Source organism: Sutcliffiella sp. FSL R7-0096 (assembly GCF_038595065.1).
Taxonomy (GTDB): domain Bacteria; phylum Bacillota; class Bacilli; order Bacillales; family Bacillaceae_I; genus Sutcliffiella_A.
Genome location: NZ_CP152003.1, coordinates 1,603,250 through 1,624,157, shown reverse-complemented (window position 1 = coordinate 1,624,157; position 20,908 = coordinate 1,603,250). Strand labels below are relative to the sequence as shown.

General features: G+C 41.5%; 20 protein-coding genes. 5 read left to right on the top strand and 15 right to left on the bottom strand.

Features of this window, described 5'->3' with window-relative positions; all coding sequences use genetic code 11:
- The first annotated feature begins 68 nt into the window (after nucleotides 1-68).
- From MKY77_RS08280 to MKY77_RS08270, 3 genes are all read left to right on the top strand, one after another.
- Nucleotides 69-959, top strand: coding sequence for a Ku protein (locus MKY77_RS08280; RefSeq protein ID WP_339149747.1), 891 nt, complete (start codon nucleotides 69-71; stop codon nucleotides 957-959).
- 221 nt (nucleotides 960-1,180) lie between these two features.
- The gene (locus MKY77_RS08275; RefSeq protein ID WP_339149746.1) at nucleotides 1,181-3,019 is read left to right on the top strand and encodes a DNA ligase D; all 1,839 of its coding nucleotides are present in this window, start codon (nucleotides 1,181-1,183) and stop codon (nucleotides 3,017-3,019) included.
- A gap of 246 nt (nucleotides 3,020-3,265) precedes the next feature.
- Nucleotides 3,266-3,544 (top strand): hypothetical protein, encoded by a 279-nt coding sequence (locus tag MKY77_RS08270; protein ID WP_339149745.1) that lies wholly within the window; start codon nucleotides 3,266-3,268, stop codon nucleotides 3,542-3,544.
- A 63-nt stretch (nucleotides 3,545-3,607) separates the two neighbouring features.
- Here the strand turns inward: MKY77_RS08270 and MKY77_RS08265 are convergent, their stop codons facing one another.
- On the bottom strand, nucleotides 3,608-4,585 hold the full coding sequence (locus MKY77_RS08265; protein WP_339149744.1) for a putative sulfate exporter family transporter: 978 nt from the start codon (nucleotides 4,583-4,585) through the stop codon (nucleotides 3,608-3,610).
- A gap of 280 nt (nucleotides 4,586-4,865) precedes the next feature.
- Between MKY77_RS08265 and MKY77_RS08260 the strand changes: the two genes are divergently transcribed.
- The gene (locus MKY77_RS08260) at nucleotides 4,866-6,005 is read left to right on the top strand and encodes a mechanosensitive ion channel family protein (protein ID WP_339149743.1); all 1,140 of its coding nucleotides are present in this window, start codon (nucleotides 4,866-4,868) and stop codon (nucleotides 6,003-6,005) included.
- A gap of 16 nt (nucleotides 6,006-6,021) precedes the next feature.
- Here the strand turns inward: MKY77_RS08260 and MKY77_RS08255 are convergent, their stop codons facing one another.
- The 7 genes from MKY77_RS08255 to MKY77_RS08225 all read right to left on the bottom strand — a co-directional run bounded on the left by MKY77_RS08255 (nucleotide 6,022) and on the right by MKY77_RS08225 (nucleotide 13,324).
- On the bottom strand, nucleotides 6,022-6,207 hold the full coding sequence (locus MKY77_RS08255; protein ID WP_339149742.1) for a stress protein: 186 nt from the start codon (nucleotides 6,205-6,207) through the stop codon (nucleotides 6,022-6,024).
- Nucleotides 6,208-6,302: 95 nt separating this feature from the next.
- Nucleotides 6,303-8,594, bottom strand: a complete 2,292-nt coding sequence (locus MKY77_RS08250) for an ATP-dependent DNA helicase (RefSeq protein ID WP_342515690.1) — start codon at nucleotides 8,592-8,594, stop codon at nucleotides 6,303-6,305.
- A gap of 198 nt (nucleotides 8,595-8,792) precedes the next feature.
- Nucleotides 8,793-9,515, bottom strand: coding sequence for an alpha/beta fold hydrolase (locus tag MKY77_RS08245; RefSeq protein WP_339149740.1), 723 nt, complete (start codon nucleotides 9,513-9,515; stop codon nucleotides 8,793-8,795).
- 235 nt (nucleotides 9,516-9,750) lie between these two features.
- Nucleotides 9,751-10,374: an arylformamidase gene (kynB, locus tag MKY77_RS08240; RefSeq protein WP_339149739.1), complete on the bottom strand. Its 624-nt coding sequence runs from the start codon at nucleotides 10,372-10,374 to the stop codon at nucleotides 9,751-9,753.
- 15 nt (nucleotides 10,375-10,389) lie between these two features.
- Nucleotides 10,390-11,661 (bottom strand): kynureninase, encoded by a 1,272-nt coding sequence (kynU, locus tag MKY77_RS08235; RefSeq protein ID WP_339149738.1) that lies wholly within the window; start codon nucleotides 11,659-11,661, stop codon nucleotides 10,390-10,392.
- Nucleotides 11,662-11,981: 320 nt separating this feature from the next.
- Nucleotides 11,982-12,242, bottom strand: a complete 261-nt coding sequence (locus MKY77_RS08230; RefSeq protein ID WP_342515689.1) for a hypothetical protein — start codon at nucleotides 12,240-12,242, stop codon at nucleotides 11,982-11,984.
- A gap of 515 nt (nucleotides 12,243-12,757) precedes the next feature.
- Complete coding sequence (locus MKY77_RS08225; RefSeq protein ID WP_339149736.1) at nucleotides 12,758-13,324, bottom strand: hypothetical protein; 567 nt, start codon at nucleotides 13,322-13,324, stop codon at nucleotides 12,758-12,760.
- A 97-nt stretch (nucleotides 13,325-13,421) separates the two neighbouring features.
- Here MKY77_RS08225 and MKY77_RS08220 point away from each other — a divergent pair, with 97 nt between their 5' ends.
- The gene (locus MKY77_RS08220) at nucleotides 13,422-14,021 is read left to right on the top strand and encodes a hypothetical protein (RefSeq protein ID WP_339149735.1); all 600 of its coding nucleotides are present in this window, start codon (nucleotides 13,422-13,424) and stop codon (nucleotides 14,019-14,021) included.
- 27 nt (nucleotides 14,022-14,048) lie between these two features.
- On the opposite strand, the gene MKY77_RS08215 is transcribed toward MKY77_RS08220, so the two are convergent.
- From MKY77_RS08215 to MKY77_RS08185, 7 genes are all read right to left on the bottom strand, one after another.
- The gene (locus MKY77_RS08215) at nucleotides 14,049-14,789 is read right to left on the bottom strand and encodes a phosphatase PAP2 family protein (protein ID WP_342515688.1); all 741 of its coding nucleotides are present in this window, start codon (nucleotides 14,787-14,789) and stop codon (nucleotides 14,049-14,051) included.
- 119 nt (nucleotides 14,790-14,908) lie between these two features.
- The gene (locus MKY77_RS08210) at nucleotides 14,909-15,715 is read right to left on the bottom strand and encodes a GNAT family N-acetyltransferase (protein ID WP_339149733.1); all 807 of its coding nucleotides are present in this window, start codon (nucleotides 15,713-15,715) and stop codon (nucleotides 14,909-14,911) included.
- A 160-nt stretch (nucleotides 15,716-15,875) separates the two neighbouring features.
- The gene (locus MKY77_RS08205) at nucleotides 15,876-16,790 is read right to left on the bottom strand and encodes a LysM peptidoglycan-binding domain-containing protein (protein ID WP_339149732.1); all 915 of its coding nucleotides are present in this window, start codon (nucleotides 16,788-16,790) and stop codon (nucleotides 15,876-15,878) included.
- A 234-nt stretch (nucleotides 16,791-17,024) separates the two neighbouring features.
- Entirely contained in the window at nucleotides 17,025-18,017 is a 993-nt protein-coding gene (locus tag MKY77_RS08200) for a class I SAM-dependent methyltransferase (protein ID WP_339149731.1), read from the bottom strand.
- Between the two features lie 2 nt (nucleotides 18,018-18,019).
- Entirely contained in the window at nucleotides 18,020-19,342 is a 1,323-nt protein-coding gene (locus MKY77_RS08195; RefSeq protein ID WP_339149994.1) for an NAD(P)/FAD-dependent oxidoreductase, read from the bottom strand.
- A gap of 363 nt (nucleotides 19,343-19,705) precedes the next feature.
- A complete protein-coding gene (locus tag MKY77_RS08190) occupies nucleotides 19,706-19,960 on the bottom strand; it encodes a DUF2164 domain-containing protein (RefSeq protein ID WP_339149730.1) in 255 nt (84 codons plus the stop codon).
- 28 nt (nucleotides 19,961-19,988) lie between these two features.
- Nucleotides 19,989-20,822: a VanW family protein gene (locus MKY77_RS08185; protein WP_339149729.1), complete on the bottom strand. Its 834-nt coding sequence runs from the start codon at nucleotides 20,820-20,822 to the stop codon at nucleotides 19,989-19,991.
- Between the last annotated feature and the right edge of the window lie 86 nt (nucleotides 20,823-20,908).

Sequence of the window (20,908 nt, the reverse complement as noted above, 5' to 3'; positions counted from 1 at the left end):
GATAAACTACAACAGAGCACGTGAATAGTGCTTTTGTCAAAATCTTAAGATCATTAAGGTGGTAAAGCATGCACACAATGTGGAAAGGCTCCATCAGTTTCGGGTTAGTCAATATTCCAATCAAAATGTTTTCTGCAACGGAAGATAAAGACATCAAACTCAGGACTTTGCATAAGGAATGTCACAGCCCCATCAAATATGAGAAAGTTTGTCCAAACTGCGAAAAAGAAGTGGAACAAAATGACCTAGTAAAAGGATATGAGTATGTCAAAGGAAAATATGTCATTTTATCCGACGATGAGCTAAAGCAATTAAAAGAAGAGCATGAAGATAAAAGTGTAAAGATCATTGATTTTGTCAAACTAGAAGATATCGATCCCATTTACTTCAACCGGTCCTATTTTCTTGGCCCTGGAGAAAACGGAAGCAAGGCCTATTCCTTATTACGAGAAGCATTGGCAGATACGAAAAAGATTGGTGTTGCAGAAATCACCATCCGCTCCAAGCAGCAACTCGCTATCGTACGCGTATATAAGGATTGCCTTGTAATGGAAACGGTTCATTATCCCGATGAAGTACGGAACGTTTCAGAGGTGCCAAGCGTACCAGAGAGAAAAGCTGTTGACAAGAAAGAACTGGATACGGCCATCACTTTGATCGATCAGTTAACGACAGAATTTGATCCTGAAAAGTATCATGATGATTATCGGGAGGCTGTACTCCGCCTCGTTCAGGAAAAGATCAATAAAGAGGAAGGAACCACCACAACAGCAGATACTGATAAATCCAATGTGGTGGACTTGATGAGTGCCCTGCAAGCTAGCATCGAACGGACAAAGGATCAAGGGGAAAAACCGGTCAAGAAGAAAACGGATGCAAAAGCTTCATCCGGAGAGACTAAGGCGAAGGATACGAAACCGAAGAAACGGACAACTAGAAAGAAGAAGGCATCTAGCTGATAGGTTAGATGTTTTCTTCTTTCCAATAGGTATCCGGTTATTCACCGCTGTTGATTTCCGCGCCAGACTTCGCTTTCCGCGGGGCGGTGCTTGAGCCTCCTCATTTCATTGCGGCGTCTCAAGTCTACCGCTACCTCCCGCCGGAGTCTTCGCCTTTCGCTACAATCACCAGCTAGAAATCTCTTTATTTTATCACAAATTACTACAAGAGGTGGCTCCAAATGATTAAACCTATGTTACCCACTCTTCACCGGGATGCGCCAATTGGGGAGGAATGGGTATATGAAGTCAAATACGACGGTTTTCGTTGTCTTGTGATAATGGAACAGGGCTCTATCATGCTACAAAGCAGAAATGGAAAAGGACTTAACGCGTCGTTCCCAGATATAATAACCTATATAAAAGGATGGTCGGGAGATAAAGATTTTCAAGAAATGCTTCCTTTGACATTGGATTGCGAACTTGCTGTCCTCACCTCTCCTTACAAGGCAAACTTTAGTGGTATCCAGAAGCGAGGCAGAACAAAGTCGAAAGACAAGGTAGACCTTCTTTCTAAGGATCTCCCTGCAACTCTTTTGGCATTTGATTTACTTACACTAAAAGGAAAAGACCTCTCTGATAAAACCTATAGGGAACGGAAAGAAATGCTTCATCAACTTTTCGTACAATTTCACTTACCACTTACCCCCGACGATTCAAAAGAGGACAAACTTCAGATGGTTCCATTTTTTACCATAATGAATGAACTATGGTCGCAGGTTCAGCTAGAAGATGGAGAGGGTATTATTGCCAAAAAACTCAGCAGTACATACATGAAAGGAAAAAGATCTACAGATTGGATAAAGGTGAAAAATTTTAAAACGGTGACATGTTTTATCACCTCCTATCAAAAAGAAAACGGGTATTTCCATATTGGAGTATTTGATGGCGAGCAAGTGATGGAGCTTGGTCTGTTCACACATGGTATTTCATCTGAAGAAAAGTCAGCCCTTATTGCTGTCATTAAGCAAAATAGTTTTAAGGAAGATAAAGACTACCTTTATGTACAACCAGGGATTTGCCTCGATATTTATTATTTGGAGTTGTACCAAAATCAGCTCCGGCATCCTGAATTCAAGCAATTTCGTTTTGATATGGATGTGAGGGAATGTACCATGAATCAATTGTACAACGTCCGACTCCCTAATACCGTTTCCATCACTCACCCTGACAAACCACTTTGGGAGGAGCCCCTGGTCACAAAACAGGATTATCTTGACTATCTTTCCAAGTGTGCTCCAACAGTACTTCCGTTTCTTAAAAACAGGCTGCTCACGGTGATCCGTTATCCACATGGCATGTATGGAGAAAGTTTCTATCAGAAAAACTGCCCGGATTATGCCCCTGATTTTGTTGAGACAATCACAAATCAGGATATCAATTATATGATGTGCAACAATTTGGAAACTTTGATATGGCTTGGAAATCAATTGGCCCTGGAATTCCATGTTCCATTTCAAACCATCCATACTTTTCAACCAAGCGAGATAGTTTTTGACCTTGACCCTCCATCCAAGGAACATTTTTCAGGTGCTGTTATCGGAGCGTTAATGATGAAGGAAATATTTGATCAGCTTGAATTAGAGGCTTTCATCAAAACTTCCGGCCGAAAAGGGCTTCAAGTGTACATTCCACTCCCTGAATCAAGTTACACCTATGAGGATACCCGAATGTTTACGGAATTCATCGCTACCTATCTCGTAACAAAAGAACCGACTCTTTTTACTGTGGAACGCCTAAAAAAACATAGAGGTGAAAAAGTGTATATTGATTATGTTCAGCACGGAGAAGGAAAAACGATAATTGCTCCCTATTCTTTGAGGGGCAACAACCTTCCGACAGTAGCTACCCCTCTCCATTGGAAAGAGGTCAAGGAGAGCATGAAACCAGAGGAATTCACTCTATTTACGGTAGTGGAAAGGCTGAAGGGAAACAAGGATCCTTTTCAAAGGTTTTCGGCATGTAAGGAGAAACAACCATTCGAAAAGGTGCTATCTTTTCTAAAGAATAGTCCAAGTTAAAGTTGCCTGTTGATAATGAACAGGTTTCCTGCTGTTGATTGGAGCAAAAGGCGTAGACTCCTGCGGGAGAGTAGCGACAATCTTGAGACCCCTCAAGTGTTGCGAGAAGGCTCAAGGTCACCCTCTGGATAAGCGAAGCCTATTGCGGAATTCAACAGAGGCCATTAATAAAGCAAAAGAATAAATAAAATGTATAACATGACAAGCTGATGGCGAAAATGGGGATTAAAAAAGGAAAAGGTGAATATGTTGCAAGCCTTTGCCGTTGTCCATCCGATTGTTGAATTGGAAGATACCCTTATCATTGAATTTCTTGATGAAACCGAACCCGAGGATAGTCGCCGGTACCGCTTGTTTTTAGAGAAGCAGACACTTCAAGCAATAAAGCTGATCGTCTATCGCCCAAAGCTTGAAAGCTGGCAGGATATCACTTCCATGATTTCCTCGTTCTATCTGGCTTCATTGCGAACAAGGCTACTTGAACAGACAGTAGATATTAGGGATAAAAAAGATGCAATTTCTTGATGAAAAGTATATAAAAGGGTCCTAATCGAAGAACCTGTTTCGATTAGAACCCTTTTATGTTTCTCATACCAAATATAAAATGAATAATAGACTAAAGACACCAACAAATAAGGCTGCAACAAACCCTGCAACGAACGGCTGCATTCCCAATCCTCTGATGTTCTTCCATTGCACCTGTAATCCCACTCCTGCCATGACCATCACTATCAGGAATTTGGCTGTAGCACCCAGATAACCACTTATATGTTCTGGAATCACCCCGATAGAATAGGCACCACTCATTATCAAAAAGCCAATGATAAATAATGGAAAAGCCGCTTTGATGCTCGTTGTTCCCTCACTCCTACGGACGGCAATAAATGAGATGGCCAGTACTAGCGGTAAGATAAACAATGTTCTCACCAGCTTGACTGTTGTGGCAACCTCTCCGACGTCATCTCCAAGAAGATAGCCGACAGCTACAACAGATGATGTATCGTGAATGGAAACACCTGCCCAGATTCCCATTTGTAGCGCTGAGAGGTGCAACCACTGTCCAAGAACAGGATATAAAAAGGTTGCTAAAATATTAAAGAAGAAGATGGTAGAAATTGCATAGGCCACCACAGACTCCCTTGCATGCAAGACACCTTTTAGGACTGAGATGGCGGTCGCACCACAGATACTGGTTCCCGCACCTATCAGTAAGGATAAAGTGTGATCAATCTTTAAGATTTTTCCCACCAATAAAGTGACCAAGATACCTCCTGTCACCACAAATATAATGACTAGAATGGATTGCGCTCCAATATCCAAGATACTCCTGAAGCTCAACGTTGCTCCAAGCAAAATGATCGCAACCTTCAGCCATTTTTTTACAACAAGGTCTATTCCTTCAGTGAATTTTTCATCTATATTCAAACTGTTTCTTATGATAATTCCAATCAACAAAGCGAATAGCACTCCACCTATCGAAGGGAAAAAGTGGCCAAAAATTTTCGCTATACTCGCAATACTCAGTACCAGAATAATCCCCGGAAGCCACATAATTGCACTTTTCATCCTCTTAACCCCTAACTATTCCAAGTAAACACTTCTCCTATTTTAAAGAATATAGAAAAGACTGTCGAGAAGAACTTTCGGAATACAAAAGAATATTGTATGAAACTTCCATTCTATTTATTAAATTACAACCCTTTTCTATTAAAGGCTACTCGTTGAAATCTATTAAACTTCGTAGTAATATAGTGATTTATGATAGTGGAAATATGAGTTTATAGCACATGAATTATATGGACATTACAAATAAATCATTAAGCATCACCCAAGGAGGCTTTATATTTTGAACAAGACAATTGATTGGTTTTCCAATGTCATTACGGCAGAGTATTGGACAGACCTTGATTTTTGGTTGGATGTAGGGGTTTCCCTTGCCATCCTGTTACTGTTCCTTTTATGGCGCAAGCTGTTTACGAAGTATTTCTTTAAAGGGATCCTTGCTGTCTCCAGAAAAACACCGACCGACCTATTTACTTATATAGTCTTGGCCTTTGATAAGCCTGTCAGGATGTTTTTCGTCATCTTAGGGATATTTTTCGCATTGAAAACAGCTCCATTTACTGTGATGGAACCAGATACCCTTTCCAAGCTGATGCGTTCGTCGGTTATCGGATTATTTTCTTGGGGGATTTTCAACTTCATCCCTTATTCATCCAATCTTTTCACCAATCTCACTCATCGACTAGAATTTGAGGTTGATAAAATTGTCATGCCTTTTGTCACTAAGGTATTGCGTTTCATTCTACTTGCTTTGACATTCAGCATTGTCCTCGATGTTTGGGGATATGATGTTGGCGGAATTGTGGCAGGTCTTGGACTCGGTGGCCTTGCTTTTGCATTGGCAGCACAAGAATCCCTGAAAAACCTTTTAGGCGGATTCATCATCGTAACCGAAAAGCCTTTTACAATGGGGGATTGGATCAAGACTCCAAGCGTGGAAGGTGTGGTCGAGGATATCTCCTTCCGCAGTACGCAGATCAGAACATTCGCACAAGCGGTGGTTACCGTCCCGAATGCTACCTTATCGAATGAACCCATTACAAACTGGTCAAAAATGGGGAAACGACAAATCACCTTCAAATTGGGGGTTCAATACGATACCTCCAGAACTAGTCTGGAAAGAGTGGTCCGTCGAATTGAGAACATGCTCCGCCATCATGAGGACATTGATCAAGAGACGATTCTGGTCCGCTTTGATAGCTTTGGTGCAAGCAGCTTGGACATTTTCACCTACTTCTTCACCAAGTCCGTCATGTGGGGAGAATATCTTCAGGTAAAAGAGGATATCAACTTTAAAATCATGGAAATCCTTGAGGAAGAAGATGTAGTAGTTGCCTTCCCAACGAGAACTTTACATTTTGAAAAAGGCACTCAGGAAGAGAAAGCAGTAAAAGAATATAGCATGAGAGGCGAAAAGGCATAACCCGGTGGCACCTGGGTCATGCCTTTTTTACTGGCTTCACTTTTTTGCTCGGGACGTCACAAAAGAAATAATTATATTCTGTCTTTAATTCTGTTGTAGTCATTCCATCGAGAACTAGTGAATCATACACACCTATTAAAAGAAGCTTGTTAATATAATACTCTCGTTGTTGCTCTAGAGCCTTTTGAAGCTTCTTGCTCATAACATCCACTCCCCAAATTCAATACTTATTAAGCATTTTACCCAACAAATATTGAAATAGGATGAAGCCACTGTAAATGTTTATTAAATTAACAGTCACACTTGATGGAAGTGTTGCCATTCAGGCGGTAGCAGGTTTCTATATTTTTGTTGAAAATAACGGTCATCCAATAACAGAATAAAGCCAGTATCTTCCTCGCTTCGGATCAGCCTTCCCCCTGCTTGTTGCACTTTGTTCATCCCCGGGTAAACATACGCAAAATCAAAGCCATTTTGACCCTGTTTTTGAAAGTAATCCTTCATGACGTTCCTTTCATGTGTGATTTTGGGCAATCCAACCCCGACGATTCCCACCCCATTTAAACGGTCTCCCTTTAAATCAATTCCCTCAGAAAAAATCCCTCCTAGCACAGCAAAAGCTATAAAGGTCCCTTTCCTGTCAGAGGAAAACTTCAGCAAAAACCGCTCCCTTTCCTCTTCCGTCATAACAGGCGACTGTACGGCTGTTTCAATGGTGTCCTTCGTGGTATAGTCCTTATACATTTCAAAGACCTGTGACAGATATTCATAGGAAGGGAAGAATATGAGAAAATTCCCTTGCTTGGAATGAAACGTTTCTTGTATAGCGTGAATGATCGGGGCGATGGACGATTCTCTATCCTTATATTTTGTCGATATTTTCCTAGCAAAGACTTCGGTTTGCTCCTGCTTAAATGGTGTAGGGATGGAAAGATGATAATCTTTTTCCTCCCCTCCAAGTACAGTTTGGAAGTATCCCAGTGGATGTAAAGTGGCTGAAAAGAAAATGGTCGATACAGTTCTGCCCGTCATTCTTCTAATTGCCGCAGATGAATCCAAGCATGCAAGCTTTACCAGCACTTCACTCTTAAATACGGTGACGATGGTTTTGTATCTCGCATCAAATTCTTTAGCAATCCGCAAAAAGTCCTGTCCCTCAAAATAAGCTGTGAGTACTTCCTGATGAGCCATACCAGATGGATTGTTCATCAGCCACTTCTCACAAGCTTCCACCGCCTGCTGGAGAACCTCGATAACCTCACCCGGCTTTTCTTCAAACACAAACTCATTTAAGGCTATCATTTCTTTTTTCCACTTGAGTAGGGTATCATTTACCCCTTTAAGCTTCACATAGAGCTCTCTATCTACTTCTTTCACTTCTCTGCTCGCCTGAAGGAAGAGTGATTTTGTCAACGTTGCAGAAAGCATCTCTCTTGAGCGGTCCACGAGATTATGCGCCTCATCAATAAGAAGGATGGTTTCCTTATGAAAGTCCCCCCATCTCTGCAATTTAACTTTCGGATCAAAAAAGTAATTGTAGTCACAGATGACAACGTCCGCATACATAGCCAGATCTAATGCAAACTCAAACGGGCAAAGCATATGTTTTTTTGCATATGATTCTATCGTCCCCCGATTCATCAAGTTTTCATGCTGCAAAATATCACTAAGACCATTCTTCAATCTATCATAATGACCATTTGCAAAAGGACAGAATTCTTTTTGACATAACGTTTCCTCTTGAAAACAGGTTTTTTCCTTTGCCGTAATTGTCACCACTTTTATGGCTAGTCCTTTTTCAGTTAACAGTCTAAATGCTTCTTCCGCTACCTGCCTTGTGATGGTTTTGGCAGTCAAATACATGATTCTCTCCTGCTTTCCCTCTTGAAGGGACATAACAGAAGGAAAAACAGTTGCGATCGTTTTTCCTATCCCTGTAGCCGCCATTGCAAAAAGGCGTTTTTCTTCCTTAATCGTTTTATATACCGCTTTGGCAAGGTCCCTCTGTCCAGTCCGATAAGAAGCATATGGGAATGTAAGATTTTTGATACTATCCCTTCTCGCTTCCTTAAGTGACAGTAAACTCTTATGAAACTCCATGTATCCTACCGTCACTTCCTGCATAAAGGAAGTCAGCTCCATCATGTCATATGTCTTTTGAAAGGTCCTTTCCTCGGTGCTTGTTCTTTTGGCATATACCATATGCACAGTAATGGTTGTAAATTCGTGCTGCAGACAATAAATATACGCGTACACCTTCAGTTGGGCCCAATAGGTAGGAAAATCCTGTTCAGTAAGAGCATTCAAATCCCTTGCAGTTGTCTTAATTTCTTCTATGGTCACTTGTTCGGTATCCCGGTATATTCCGTCACATCTACCTTCGATTTGCAACTCGTATTCACCAACTGGGATTTCAATGGAAAGGAAAACTTCCTTTTGATAGTTTCCCCCTCTACTCCCCTGCAAACGTTGGTGGGTTTTCGTCCCTTCCTGCATGACATTAGCCCCTGCAAATCTATTGTCTATGCTTCCACCCATCATTACAAACTCTACAAGCTTTCTAACTGAAACGGATAATTTCTTCATCATCAAAAACTCCCGGTTAATATCTATTGTTCTTAAGTATAACAAAAGAAGTACAACATACATGCGCAAAAGTAGTAATAAAGACATTGCAAGAAACAAACAGTGACATACTGAAAATTGGCCAACAACTAAAAAAGAAGAGTTGGAACAGGTTTTCCCCTTTCCAACTCTTTTTTAAATGCATGGAACATAAAACGAGTATCAAAAGCTCCTTACAACCCCTTGGACCACTCGCTTCCATTGTTCCTCTTTCGGAATTTCCGCCTCATTATCCCCTGTTTGCAATCCATAATCACCAAACTGTGAATGATTGCCCCCCTGTATGATAATGGTATAGGTTTGTGATGGCAATCGTGCATCCCCTTCTGTCAAGGCGATCTCATCAATCACACCATCGAGCTGACCTTCCATCGTGATAACGTCTCCCTTAAAGGAAGATAGGTCATCTGCTTCAGAAGGGTAGGCAGCCATCAGAATAAGGCCCGTCACCTTATCAGGATTATTTTTTACATATCTCGCTGCCATTGCGCCACCAAGGGAATGACCAGCAATAACCCATTCTCTGTCACCAAATCTCTTTATTACTTTATCAGCTTTATTAGGATTTAACACTGCGAGATGAAGAGGCATTTTAGCAATAATAAATGGTACACCTTCTTCAGCGGCCATTTTGGCAATTGGTGCATATGCTGCCGCCTCCACTCTACCTCCAGGGTAAAAAATGACCCCTATTTCATCATTCTCTTTTGTCGGAAAAAAACTGATCCAACCACTATCTTCCTTCACCACCACTTTTTCTGTGGACTCCATACTTTCTTGATCGACTAATTTATAAGGTGTAGCAAGCAGGTATATACAGGCTGCCGCTACTACACTAACAATGATACCTAAGGTAACCAATGTGTTTTTTTGCCATTTTTTCATGTTTGACCCTCACCTAAATAGATTAGGTCTATTGTATGAAAACATGCAGGGGAAAGCAAATTTTGGTAGTTGTTGGTTCATTAGGCACCTGTTAAACACCGCTGTAGATTTCCGCAACAGGCTTCGAACTCCACAGGGCGCTTGCGGAGCCTTTTCGGCTTTACCTGAGGAATCTACGCAATTTGCTACAATCAACAGCTAGAAGCCTCCTTTAATAACAATATCTATTTAGCAACTAATTCTTTTTTAGTATCGCTCTTACGGGGCTGCCATCTGTGCCTGTGAGCTTTAATGGTAGCGCAATCAGTTCGTATTCCCCTTCTTCCACTTCTGTCAAATCTAACCCTTCAAGAATGCAAATGTTTGCTTGATGCAAGGCGTGATGAATCGGCAATTCTTTGCTTTCGAGAATATCAACACTTGGGAGATCGACACCAATGAGAGGTATTTGCATTTTTTCCAGTAACTTTACCACCTCGACAGATAGAGTTGGTATTTCAGTGGGAAACTCCTCTTTCTTTACCCATGCATTGGTTTTGAATAGGATCCGCTTTGCCGGATGTTGTGATATGACCTCCACTACATGGCTAAACTCCACTGTCTCGTATTGACTTACATCCACTACAATGGCTTGACCCATGAAGATGGATAGATCCAACTCATCCATCCTTTTTCCGTTATCATCAAAATGAAAGGGAGCATCCACATGTGTTGCCGTATGGACACTCATCTTGACACTTCCGACATTAACAGAGCCTGTGTGTTGCTTTGACCAGTTAACATTGTAGCTGAAGGGAGTATCTCCTGGCCATGTAGGGGTGCTCTCACCAAGTGGTCTTGATATATCAAATACTTTCATTGCTTTCCATCCCCCTTATGCCACTACTTCCCGTTCATTCGAGTGCTTTTCATAATGCTTATCTTGCATGATCTGCTTTATTATTTGGACCGTTTCATAGACATCTTTGTAAGTTGTGTAGAGTGCCACGGGTGCAAGTCGAATAATATTCGGTTTACGGAAATCCGGCACAACTCCCAGCTCCTTCAAAGACTTACAGATTCGGGCGGCCTCAGGATGCTCGAGGCTGACATGACCTCCACGACAAGCATCCTCTTTTGGATTAGTAAGTAGGAAACCAAAACCGGGTAGCTCCTGACCAATCAGTTCCATCAAAACTCTTGTCTGGTGCAGGGATTTTTGACGGATTTTCTCCATTCCTATCTCTCCAAACATTTGTAATGACCCGAGCAATGGTGCCATGCTGAAAATATGAGGTGTTCCAATCTGATATGCCCCGCTCGTAGCTGCAGCGGTAAATGTGTGTTCCATATCAAACTGCTTCTGTTTATCCGACCCAAACCAGCCTGTTAAACCCGGAGTTCTGTCAAAATGCTTTTCATGAACAAACAAGGCACCAACTCCACCAGGGCCGGCATTGAGGTATTTATAATTGCACCAATAGGCGAAATCCACTCCCCATTTGTGGAACTCATGCGGTATGGCACCAACGGAGTGGCAACCATCCCAACCGACGAGAATCCCTTTGTCTTGGGCTGCCTTCGTAATTTTTTTTATATTGAAAAGCTGTCCACTCCGGTATAGCACTGTCGGTAACACGAGCACAGCAACCTCTTCATTCAAGGATTGGATGATATCCTCCTCGTCGATGGTATGACCATCTCTACTTTTCACTCTTATGAGATGTTCTTGTGGATCTAGGCCTTTCAACTTCAGGATACTCTGGATGGCATAGATATCAGATGGAAAGTTCAATTCATCCGCAACAATTTTCGTCCTTTTCCCTTCCGGTTGAAAAAACGTTGCCAGTAGCTGATGCAGGTTACTGGTTGTGGAACCAGTCACCATCACCTCTCCATTTTTCGCTCCAACCAATGGTGCACTTAACTCCCCAAGCTTTTCAGCAAAATAGAACCAAGGCTCTTCCCCGCTTGTCCAACCATCAATCCCAAGATTCTTCCACGAATCCAACAGGCTCAATAACGAAGCCTCCGCTCTTTTCGATAATAATCCCAGGGAGTTTCCGTCCATATAGATGGAGCCTTCTTTTATATAAAATTCACTACGATATCCCTTTAAGGTATCCTCTTCATCCCATTTTTGGATCTCTTCCATTAATATTGTCATTATGTATTCCCCCTTTGCCTTCAAGCGTATTATCTCATTTTTCTATAAAGTTTGACATAGGATTTTCTTAAAAAGGCTGTTTTCTCAAAGATTGTTGCTATTCACTAGTGAAAAGTCGGCACTTGGATTTTTTACAAGAAAAGTCGGCACTTGAACATTTCATAGCTTAGAATCTCTAAAATAGACATGCATGCATTTTGTTTAACAAGGAAAAGAGCACGACAGCAAGGAATATAACGGTTGGTTTATAAATACGAAAAAGCAACAAAGTATACGAAAACCGCCTTTCAAAAAAAAAAAGAACTCCCATAAAGAGTCCTTTAAAGTACATTATGAGTTAGTTGGATAAACAGGTCCTGCATTTTCTTTTCTGCAAGATCATTCATTTTATTTCTAATTTGCAAGGAAGGATTACCATTGATTCGGAAACTATAGTCAAGAATTTCTGGATGCATTTCGGAATACATAAACTCAATTTTCACTTTATGTCCTTCTGATTCCATAATAAGTGTGCATACTTTATTGCACATAAATTCTGTGATTTTCACGACGGATTCCTCCTTCTCTCCTTTCACATTCATTTACTAATTCTACAGATATGGACAAAAACCTTTGTTTATTTAACAAATTATTTGAATTTTTTGCAAAAAGAAAAAGCGGTTGTCGTTTCCGCTTTTGGGTGTTGAAAAACTATTAATATAATATAACCATTGTTCTTCGTTCCAAGCGCTTGGCTTTCCTGCGGGCGGTCCGGGAGCCTCCTCACTTCGTTGAAGGCCACTGATACAGTACATAATTCAGATACTCTGTTTAACACCGCTGTTGATTTTCGCAAACGGCTTCGCTTATCCAGAGGGCGACAATCAACAGCTAGAAATTCATAAAAAAGATAAGCAATTGTGTTTTTCAGTGGCCTCCTTCGTCGCGGGGTTTTCCTGTCCTTTCCTAACGCTGGACAAGGAAGGCTACATCAGCGATTTATCGCACGAAGGAAATGCGCAGCATTTTCGAGGAGTCTGCGCGTCTTCCACTACGAACAACTGGGTTTTTGCACTAGATTGAAATGTTGCTACACTCTGACACAAAAGATTATCCCCTAAAAATTTTGCTTAAGGTAGTTATTGACTCTTCGGATTTCACGGTTGTTACCAAAGGCGTGTGTGACGCCCCAGATGTTCGTTTCTCCTTGTTCTTCGGTGATTTCGTTGAGTGTTACATCCAAATCATGAAAGATGCGGTGTAGATATTTCAGAGCTGTTCTATCATCGTTTCTTTCAACAAGGGTAATAAGCCCATTGGCGTTTTCCATGTCATTCCATACTTTGGATGGAGCAAAGCCCTCCGCTTTCAGCCAATTGACTGCCGCCTTCAATTCTTTCCATTCATCAGACGTTTTTAGGTTACGAAGGTTGACCGTGTCAGCTCCTCCCCATCCTGTCACATTGTTCAAATATTTATGATGGGCTGAAATTACTTCTAAAGTAGTTTTCTCCCTGTTTTCCTGATATATAATATCATCCTCATATTCCTGATGATCAATCTCCTGAACACTTGCTAATGTGGTCGAAGAAAATAACGATCCCCCATCCATATAATCATAATAATGATAGCCGATGACCCCAATGATAGAAACCATCATACATGCAGAGATAAATTTCAACAAAGTCCTCACTCCCAATATGTCATGCCCTCTTACTATAAGCTTTGCCCTCCACCGTGTTTATTGGTAGGATAAAAGAAAAACCAATAGGTGAGAATCCATGAAAAAACAACTAGTTATCTCTATTATCGTCTGTTCATGCATAATCTTAACAGCCTGCGGGGAACAAAAAGAGACAAATGAGCCAGGACCCTTGGATGGATTATTTGCCGGCACCGAGCTCTCCTACGAAGAATACAAACCTATCATGGAATATATCGTAGATCGCGTCCAAAATATGAACATTGACAACCCTCTTCTGGAAAAATGGGTGATTCGTGCAGTAGGCGATGAAAGACTTATGAATAAAAGAGATTTAACCAAAGAAGAAGCATTGGAAAAAGCAGAGTATAACCTCAAGTATTACGAAACATTTATGGCGATAGCAGAAAATAAATACAATATATCCATTTCGGAAGAGGATCTGGATGCATGGATAGAAGTAGGACCAGATCAAAGTGAGTTCCCTCAGCAAAAAGCGTACGCTGAAGCACTAAATTTAACAGTAGAGAAATTAAACCATGAGTATGATAGGGATTTATATCAACAAACAATGGTGATGGAGAAACTACAACTTGTATTACATGAGGAGTACGATACATCTGATGTGGAAGAGGTTAGAGATAGATTCCATGAGGAAGTTGAGGATAAAATGAGATAGAACGGCCCCTTTTGGGACCGTTCTTTTTTATTTCCTATGATGAATAAGGTCTGAAAGATATCCACGTTTATCCTTGTCCCGATATACTTTCATCATTTCCATCGAGAATATGCAACATATTAGCCATATCAACCCGACCGCATAGCCTGCCAATATGTCACTTGGAAAATGGACTTGGAGATAGACCCTACTAAGGCCTACACTAATGATCAGGAGGGACAACAAAGCTATTGCTAGCACCCTCACTTTGAAATAGCGTTTTTCCCTTCCAATCAAATAGATGATAAACCCGTATAAGATAAAACTACCCAACGCATGCCCACTCGGAAAACTATAACCATTCCCATCATATTCCGGAGCCAAGGAGGGGCGCTCCCGCTGAAAGAAGTATTTAAATACAAAGATAAAAATACCACCACCAGCAACGGCCAAAATGAAAAAGAGGACACCAAGCACATCCCTCTTTTTTAGCCACAGGAATAACACAGTAAAACAGCTAGTAACCGTTATCCACCAGATTGAGCCAGTTTCCGTGATCATTTTGAATACATTGGTTAATGTCACACTTTCTACGGATTGAAAATAGTCCATGATGACAGAGTCAAATGTGAATTTTTCTTGCTCCCACACATCCTCGGCCAGTTCAAGGAACAAAACCGTTGCCGTGATCATTAATCCAACCCCAGCAAGGATAAGCAGCCCCGGTCCCCATATCTTTTTGATATCTATCTGTTCCTTCCAGTAGCGTGCTTCCTCTTTTAGATTCATCCTATCGCCCCGTTTTATTTTATAAGTTGCCTATTAGTTTATTCCACTTTAGCAACATGCTAAAACTATTTGGTTGGCATGCGATAGGACCACCTGTTAGTGTACGGGACTTTAAACTTCTACCCTTGTTCAATAAATGAATACATCATCCAAAATCCGATATCTTGAAATCCAATTCTCTTATAGATTGCACCTGCGTTTGGATTATCATAGAAAAGACACAATTCTTTTCCCTCTCCAAGAAGTTGGTCACATAGTTTGATCATACATTGAGTCGCATATCCTTTCTTCTTGAATCCTTCCAAGGTCGCAACGCCAACTACCATGGCAGAAAGTGAATTTTCTGCTGTAGTTGAAGCAGTAGAAGCCATTCTCCCTTCTTCCTCTATAAAAAAGGAGCGGGAAACACCATCCTCAAGTCCACGCCTCTTTCTTTCCACCGTGATCTTTGATTCACTGAACTCAGGAATGGAATTCAATAAATCGACAAGTCCTTCGGCATCTTGTGGAGTGGCCTGTTGGACAAGAGAAGTATCCACAGTTGCTCGCAAATCCTTTGTAAGGGCAGTGCATTTCGCATAATAGGTCTGTCTTTTTCTCTTTAGAAGATGTGTCACAAAAGGTTCAATCTGAGCCGTAACCCCTTTCAATCCTGACATCATATTAAATTTAGGATCATTCAGCATGATGTTTGCAAAGCCCTCTGCGTCAAAGCTTCCTTTAGCATAAGGAATATAATTATCTTCATATTTAAGCAAGACGGCGATTAGCTGACCGCATGCATTAAATTCTCCCCATAGCTTCTGAAAATCCTTTTCGTAACCGTAAGCCTCGATGTCCCCGATGATAAACAAGTTTTCGGCCGGTTGATCCCCCAGAAAAGTAAAGCATACTTCGTGGTCCTCTTCTGTCAGTCTTCTAATCATAATAATCCCCTCTCCCTGTTAGATAGTTAGAAATATTCTCATATTTTAACGAAAAAAATAATAATAGGAAAGGTGATTTTTTGTTTTTACAGTTAATAAAATGATTTTCTGTATAGGAAAAGAGGCTACCCGATTACTCCGAGCAGCCCCTTCCTATCTATTACTTATAAACTTTTACTTGAACTTCTTGTACACCATAGTTCACAGCATCTTCGTATTCTGGGATGAAGATATCAATTTTATTTCCTTTGATTGCTCCACCAGTATCTCCAGCAATTGCTTCGCCATAGCCTTCTACCCAAACTTTAGATCCTAAAGGAATGACGTCCGGATCAACAGAAATCACTTTCATATCAGGGTTTTCCAATAGGTTGATTCCAGTTGCAGTGATACCAGAGCAACCTTCACAAGTAGCCGTGTAAGCAGTTGCTGTCATTGTTAACTCCTGTGCTACTTCTGGATCAGCCGCTGTTTCTTCTTCTTGAGCAGGTTCTTCTGCAGGCTCTTCAGCTGGTTCTTCCGTTACAGGCTCTTCGGCTGGTGTTTCTTCTGCTGGTTCTTCTGTTACAGGTTCTTCAGCTGGTGCTTCTTCTGCTGGTTCTTCTGTAACAGGCTCTTCAGCCGGTGCTTCTTCTGCCGGAGTCTCTGTAACAGGCTCTTCAGCTGGTGCTTTTTCTTTTACTGGTGCTTCGACAGGAACAGGCTTTCCATCCACATAGATTACCAGTTCGTCCCCTGCGTAGATTAAATCAGGGTTAGCAATGGAATTCCATTCTGCTAGCTTCTGATAAGTTACACCTTCATAGTTTTGAGATATCCCCCATAACGTATCTCCCTTTTCAATTTTGTAGCGTTCAGATAATGCTACTTTCAATTGATCTTGCGGATGGATAACGTCACTGGAAAGTCCATTCCAATCTTTGATTTCTTCTACTGATATGTTATTTGCTTTAGCGATGTCCCAAAGAGTATCGCCTTTTTTTACCGTTACTTCTGCAGCAGAGGCATTCGCACCTAAACTAAACGTGCCTGCAAGGGCCGCTGCTGTTACCAAGGAAACCATGGTCTTTTTCATACTAAATACCTCCTATGTATTTGACTCAGTGTTACCATCATAACATGGTTTTAATAGTTTTAAAGAACAGTAGAATAACATTTTAGTTACGTACATAACGGGTATATTAAGGGATTATTACGAGCTTTCCTTATTCTAGAAGGATAAGGAAAACTATTCTAGTAGAGGATTATTGAACCATAAAAATAGAGCTCAGCCCGGATTTTCCCTTCCAGCGTTGAGCTCTTCTATTAATTATTTTTGTTTGGTAAGGGTGATTTGATACCAGCCACCTTCTTTGATGACCGGTTGCAATTTTTCCACTTTCAGCCCCGCGGCACCTGCCAGATCATTGAGATCCTTCTCAGAAGGAAGTGGGTACAAATTATCAAAGGCGGTAAAGAAGCTGTTAAATACACTCGAAAACTGGCCGCCGTGCTTTGAATTGTGAATAGGTGAGACCACTGATAATGTCCCTTTTGGTGGGAGCCACTCGCTTATTTTCTTGAACAATTCAATCCGGTCATCCGGAGATATATAATGTAGGATATTGTTCAACATGACAAAATCCACTTTTTCGTCAGGTGACCACTGATGAACATCTTTACAGACGATCTCCACCTGCTCTTGGTTTTTACAATTTTTGCTCGCTTCTTCTGCCACATCTTCATTTAGCTCAATTCCGAGCATCTTCGCTTTCGGAAACTTTTGCGAGAGCTTCACCAAGTACCCACCACTGCCGCACCCGACATCCACTACCTTCTTCGGTTTGGCTTTCTTCATGACCTTCATCACCCGAGGAATCGCCAATTGTTCCAAGAGGGAGGATGTCTGAGCGACCACCATACCATGTTCTTTTTGATTAAACTGCTCCTTCTTGTCGGTTTTCATCATTTTTGGATATTTTATGAGTGTAGGTATATGAAGCTCCATCATCTCTTTCAAAAGTACTCCAGTTGACCGGGGGTTATGCTTACTTGATGGCACCATGAACTTTTGGACCGTCTGGTAGCGTTCTTTAGATTTCTTTTTCAAATAACCAATGACACCACCAACCTCCACCCATCTTTTTAAAAGGTCTTCCTTCAACTCTCGTTCCTGAGCCACTTCCATGATGGTCTTTGGTTTCTTGAAAGCCTCATATAAATCCAACTCATACCCAACATAGGCATGCCAACTATATAGGAAGGGCAAATTTCTCTTCATATACCCCCGCGCTTTATAAAGTCTTACATATTCACTTATCATCCCTATGCTTCCTCCTTATGGTCCCTCCACGGGTAATCTTCCTCTTCTGTAAATAGGTGACTCCGATCTATCTCATGAATGTCGCGTTCCTTCCTTTTCGGGGCCACCCCGGTCTGGATCACCCGGTCCATCAGAGATTCCTTCCAGATGCCAAGTCCTGAAATATTCAACATATGCTTGATATGAAGAACAGGGTCATTGGTGAGCTGATCCATCACCTTGCTTCTCCACGTCACCAAGGATTTTAGCGGCTTGGAATAGGCAAGGGCCGAGAGATGACTTAATTTCAGCACATGCTGAACCCTCGGCTTTCTCACTTTTTCGTAATTAGTAAGGTCCTCCATCCCATGCTGATCCTTATCGTACATCCAGCATAGAAGTTCTCCGAGCACATCCCCATCCTGTATGGCAAGGTTCATCCCCTCTCCTGCCATGGGGTGAACGCTGTGCGCCGCATCTCCAAGCAATGCCACATTCCCTTTTACGTAATTGGAAACATGATAATGTACCGGAATCATGAGCTGTATTTTTTTCCATGAATCTATTTGCTGCACGTACCCATCCAATTCTGGATAAAGATCCAAATATCTTTTATAAAAAGCTTCCAACCCTTCCTCAATCATTTTTTTATAGCTGCCTTTTGGAATCAAATACACTGTACGCACAAGATTATCAGGCAAAGGAAAAAGCCCCAGGAACGTATCATCTGTGGAGATGATTTTTCCCTCTGTCAACGTTTCGGGACGTGGAAATGTAACTGTCAGAAAATGATGATCATATTTTTTTTCCTTTTTGGGGACACCCATCGTTTCTCTGACCTTTGATTTCCGCCCTTCTGCACTAATGTAGTAATCTGCTTCAAGCAACACTTCTTCCTTTTCAATTCTCACCTTCGCTTTTTTTCCTTCAAAGCCCATAAACCGACCAGGCTGTATATATTTGAAGGAAGGGTATTTTTCCGCTTCCTCCAAGAGAATTTTTTTCAAGGTTTCATGCGGGATCATCAATGCATAGTTATATGGCTCCGGTAGTATGTTATAGCTCATGGATTGAATCGGTAAGTTGGGTTTCTTGTCGAGCTTGTTCTTTTCTATCAGCTCTATTTTGTTAATCGTATGGCCATGATGCAATACATTTTCAAGGATTCCAATCTTCTCGAAAATCTGCAACGTCTTCGGCTGCACCAGTTCCCCCTTGTACATATGAGGACTCCCTTTGACCTGCTCCACAACCGTAACCCCAACACCGCACTTCGCAAGCTTCAGCGCTACCGTCAATCCGCCAACACCGCCCCCAATCACCAACACATTCGCCTTCAACACCATCACCACCTCTACTCAATTCATTCCACTAAACCGCAAAAGCAAAACTTAGAAACTCTCTTAAAAAATCTATAAATTTGGGGTCAGACCCCGGCAGGATTTTCGGCACTAGTGTCGACGTCTCGAGAGGACTCGCTGAAAGGTACCTTGAGGAGTGTTCGGGCGATTTTCATGATTTACGTTCGACTTTTTGGATTTACGGGCGATTCGCTAAATCTTATGAAATTGCAAAAGCCCAATACATAAAATCTAATCCCCACTCTGAGTTCCAAATTCAAAAAAAACAACCTCTCCGGCCCCAAAAGCCAAAAAGGTTGTTTCACAAAAAGCAAACCATATTATTATAGTAGAAACTCGTCAAACAACTTACCTGTACCTGCTGCCAGCAGTAGAGCGTTTTAAAGCTTCCATGTCCTCTTCCACCGATCCCCATCGCTCTTCCATCAGTGCCTTAGCATCTGCAATTCCTTGATTATAATAGTAGGGGCCGAGCTCTTTCATGAAAACGTCCAACAGCAGGTCCGCTCCAAGGTCGCCTATCTCCTCGTCACGCTCTTCTTCAAAATAGGCTTGAATCTTGCCAATCATCTGGTCTTTCATTTCTTTCGGAATGGAAATCATTTAATACACACACCTTTATGCGAATGAATTAGCCACTTTGTTCCTGCTCCGATGCCGTCAATAGTGGCTCATACATCATAATAGCATGATTTTCCGTTACGTATTGGTCATCAACTTCTTTACCGTTCAAATTAATTACTTTACGGTGGATGATATTGTGCCGAAGATAGCCTCCCCAATAGGCTGAAGTGATACTATGTTCTTTTTCATACACCTTGTATTGATGAAGTGGCGGCTTTTCCAATCTCCACTCTCCCACCAAGTTGTCCCCTTCCAGCCTCACAGATAGCTGTAAGGCCTGGTCGGTATCATTTCTAAGCTGTAGATCCAAATAATTATACGAGCAGGTGGCTCCACTTCCAAATGGCTGCGTCCTTCTGCTGTCGGGAAATACATCAAAGCTGTGACGATAGCGTTCTGTAACGGTTAGCGGAGTATGCAATGCCATCCAGTAAATTAAATTGGAAAGCTGACACAATCCTCCTCCAAGCCCAGGTTTGAACCTACCATAAAATAGAACCATACCATCTACATATCCCTTTTTTCTAGTAGGTTTCCCAATCAATTTCCAATAGGAAAAGGTCTCTCCCTGCCTGATGACAAGACCATTCAGCTTTTTTACAGCCAGGCGCAAATTGATTACTTTGTTATGCTGATACCACATATCCACATCCTTTAGCTTCCTCAATGTAGGAGTCTTGTGTGAGAAGGCTTTATATGGAAGCATTTCGCTTGTTAACTCTGTCGCATAAGTCTTATTTCCTGAAGTCCATTCCAACCAGCGCTTCAATATGTAATATTGCGTTCCCAACCAAATTCGTAATGCTGACCTTTTTTTCGGCCTTAGATCCACATGATTCATCCTTATATTCCCTTCCCTTCGTACACCCATAAATTAGACGTTAGTTTTTGATTGAAAGTTTCATACTATTTAAAAGATTACACCAT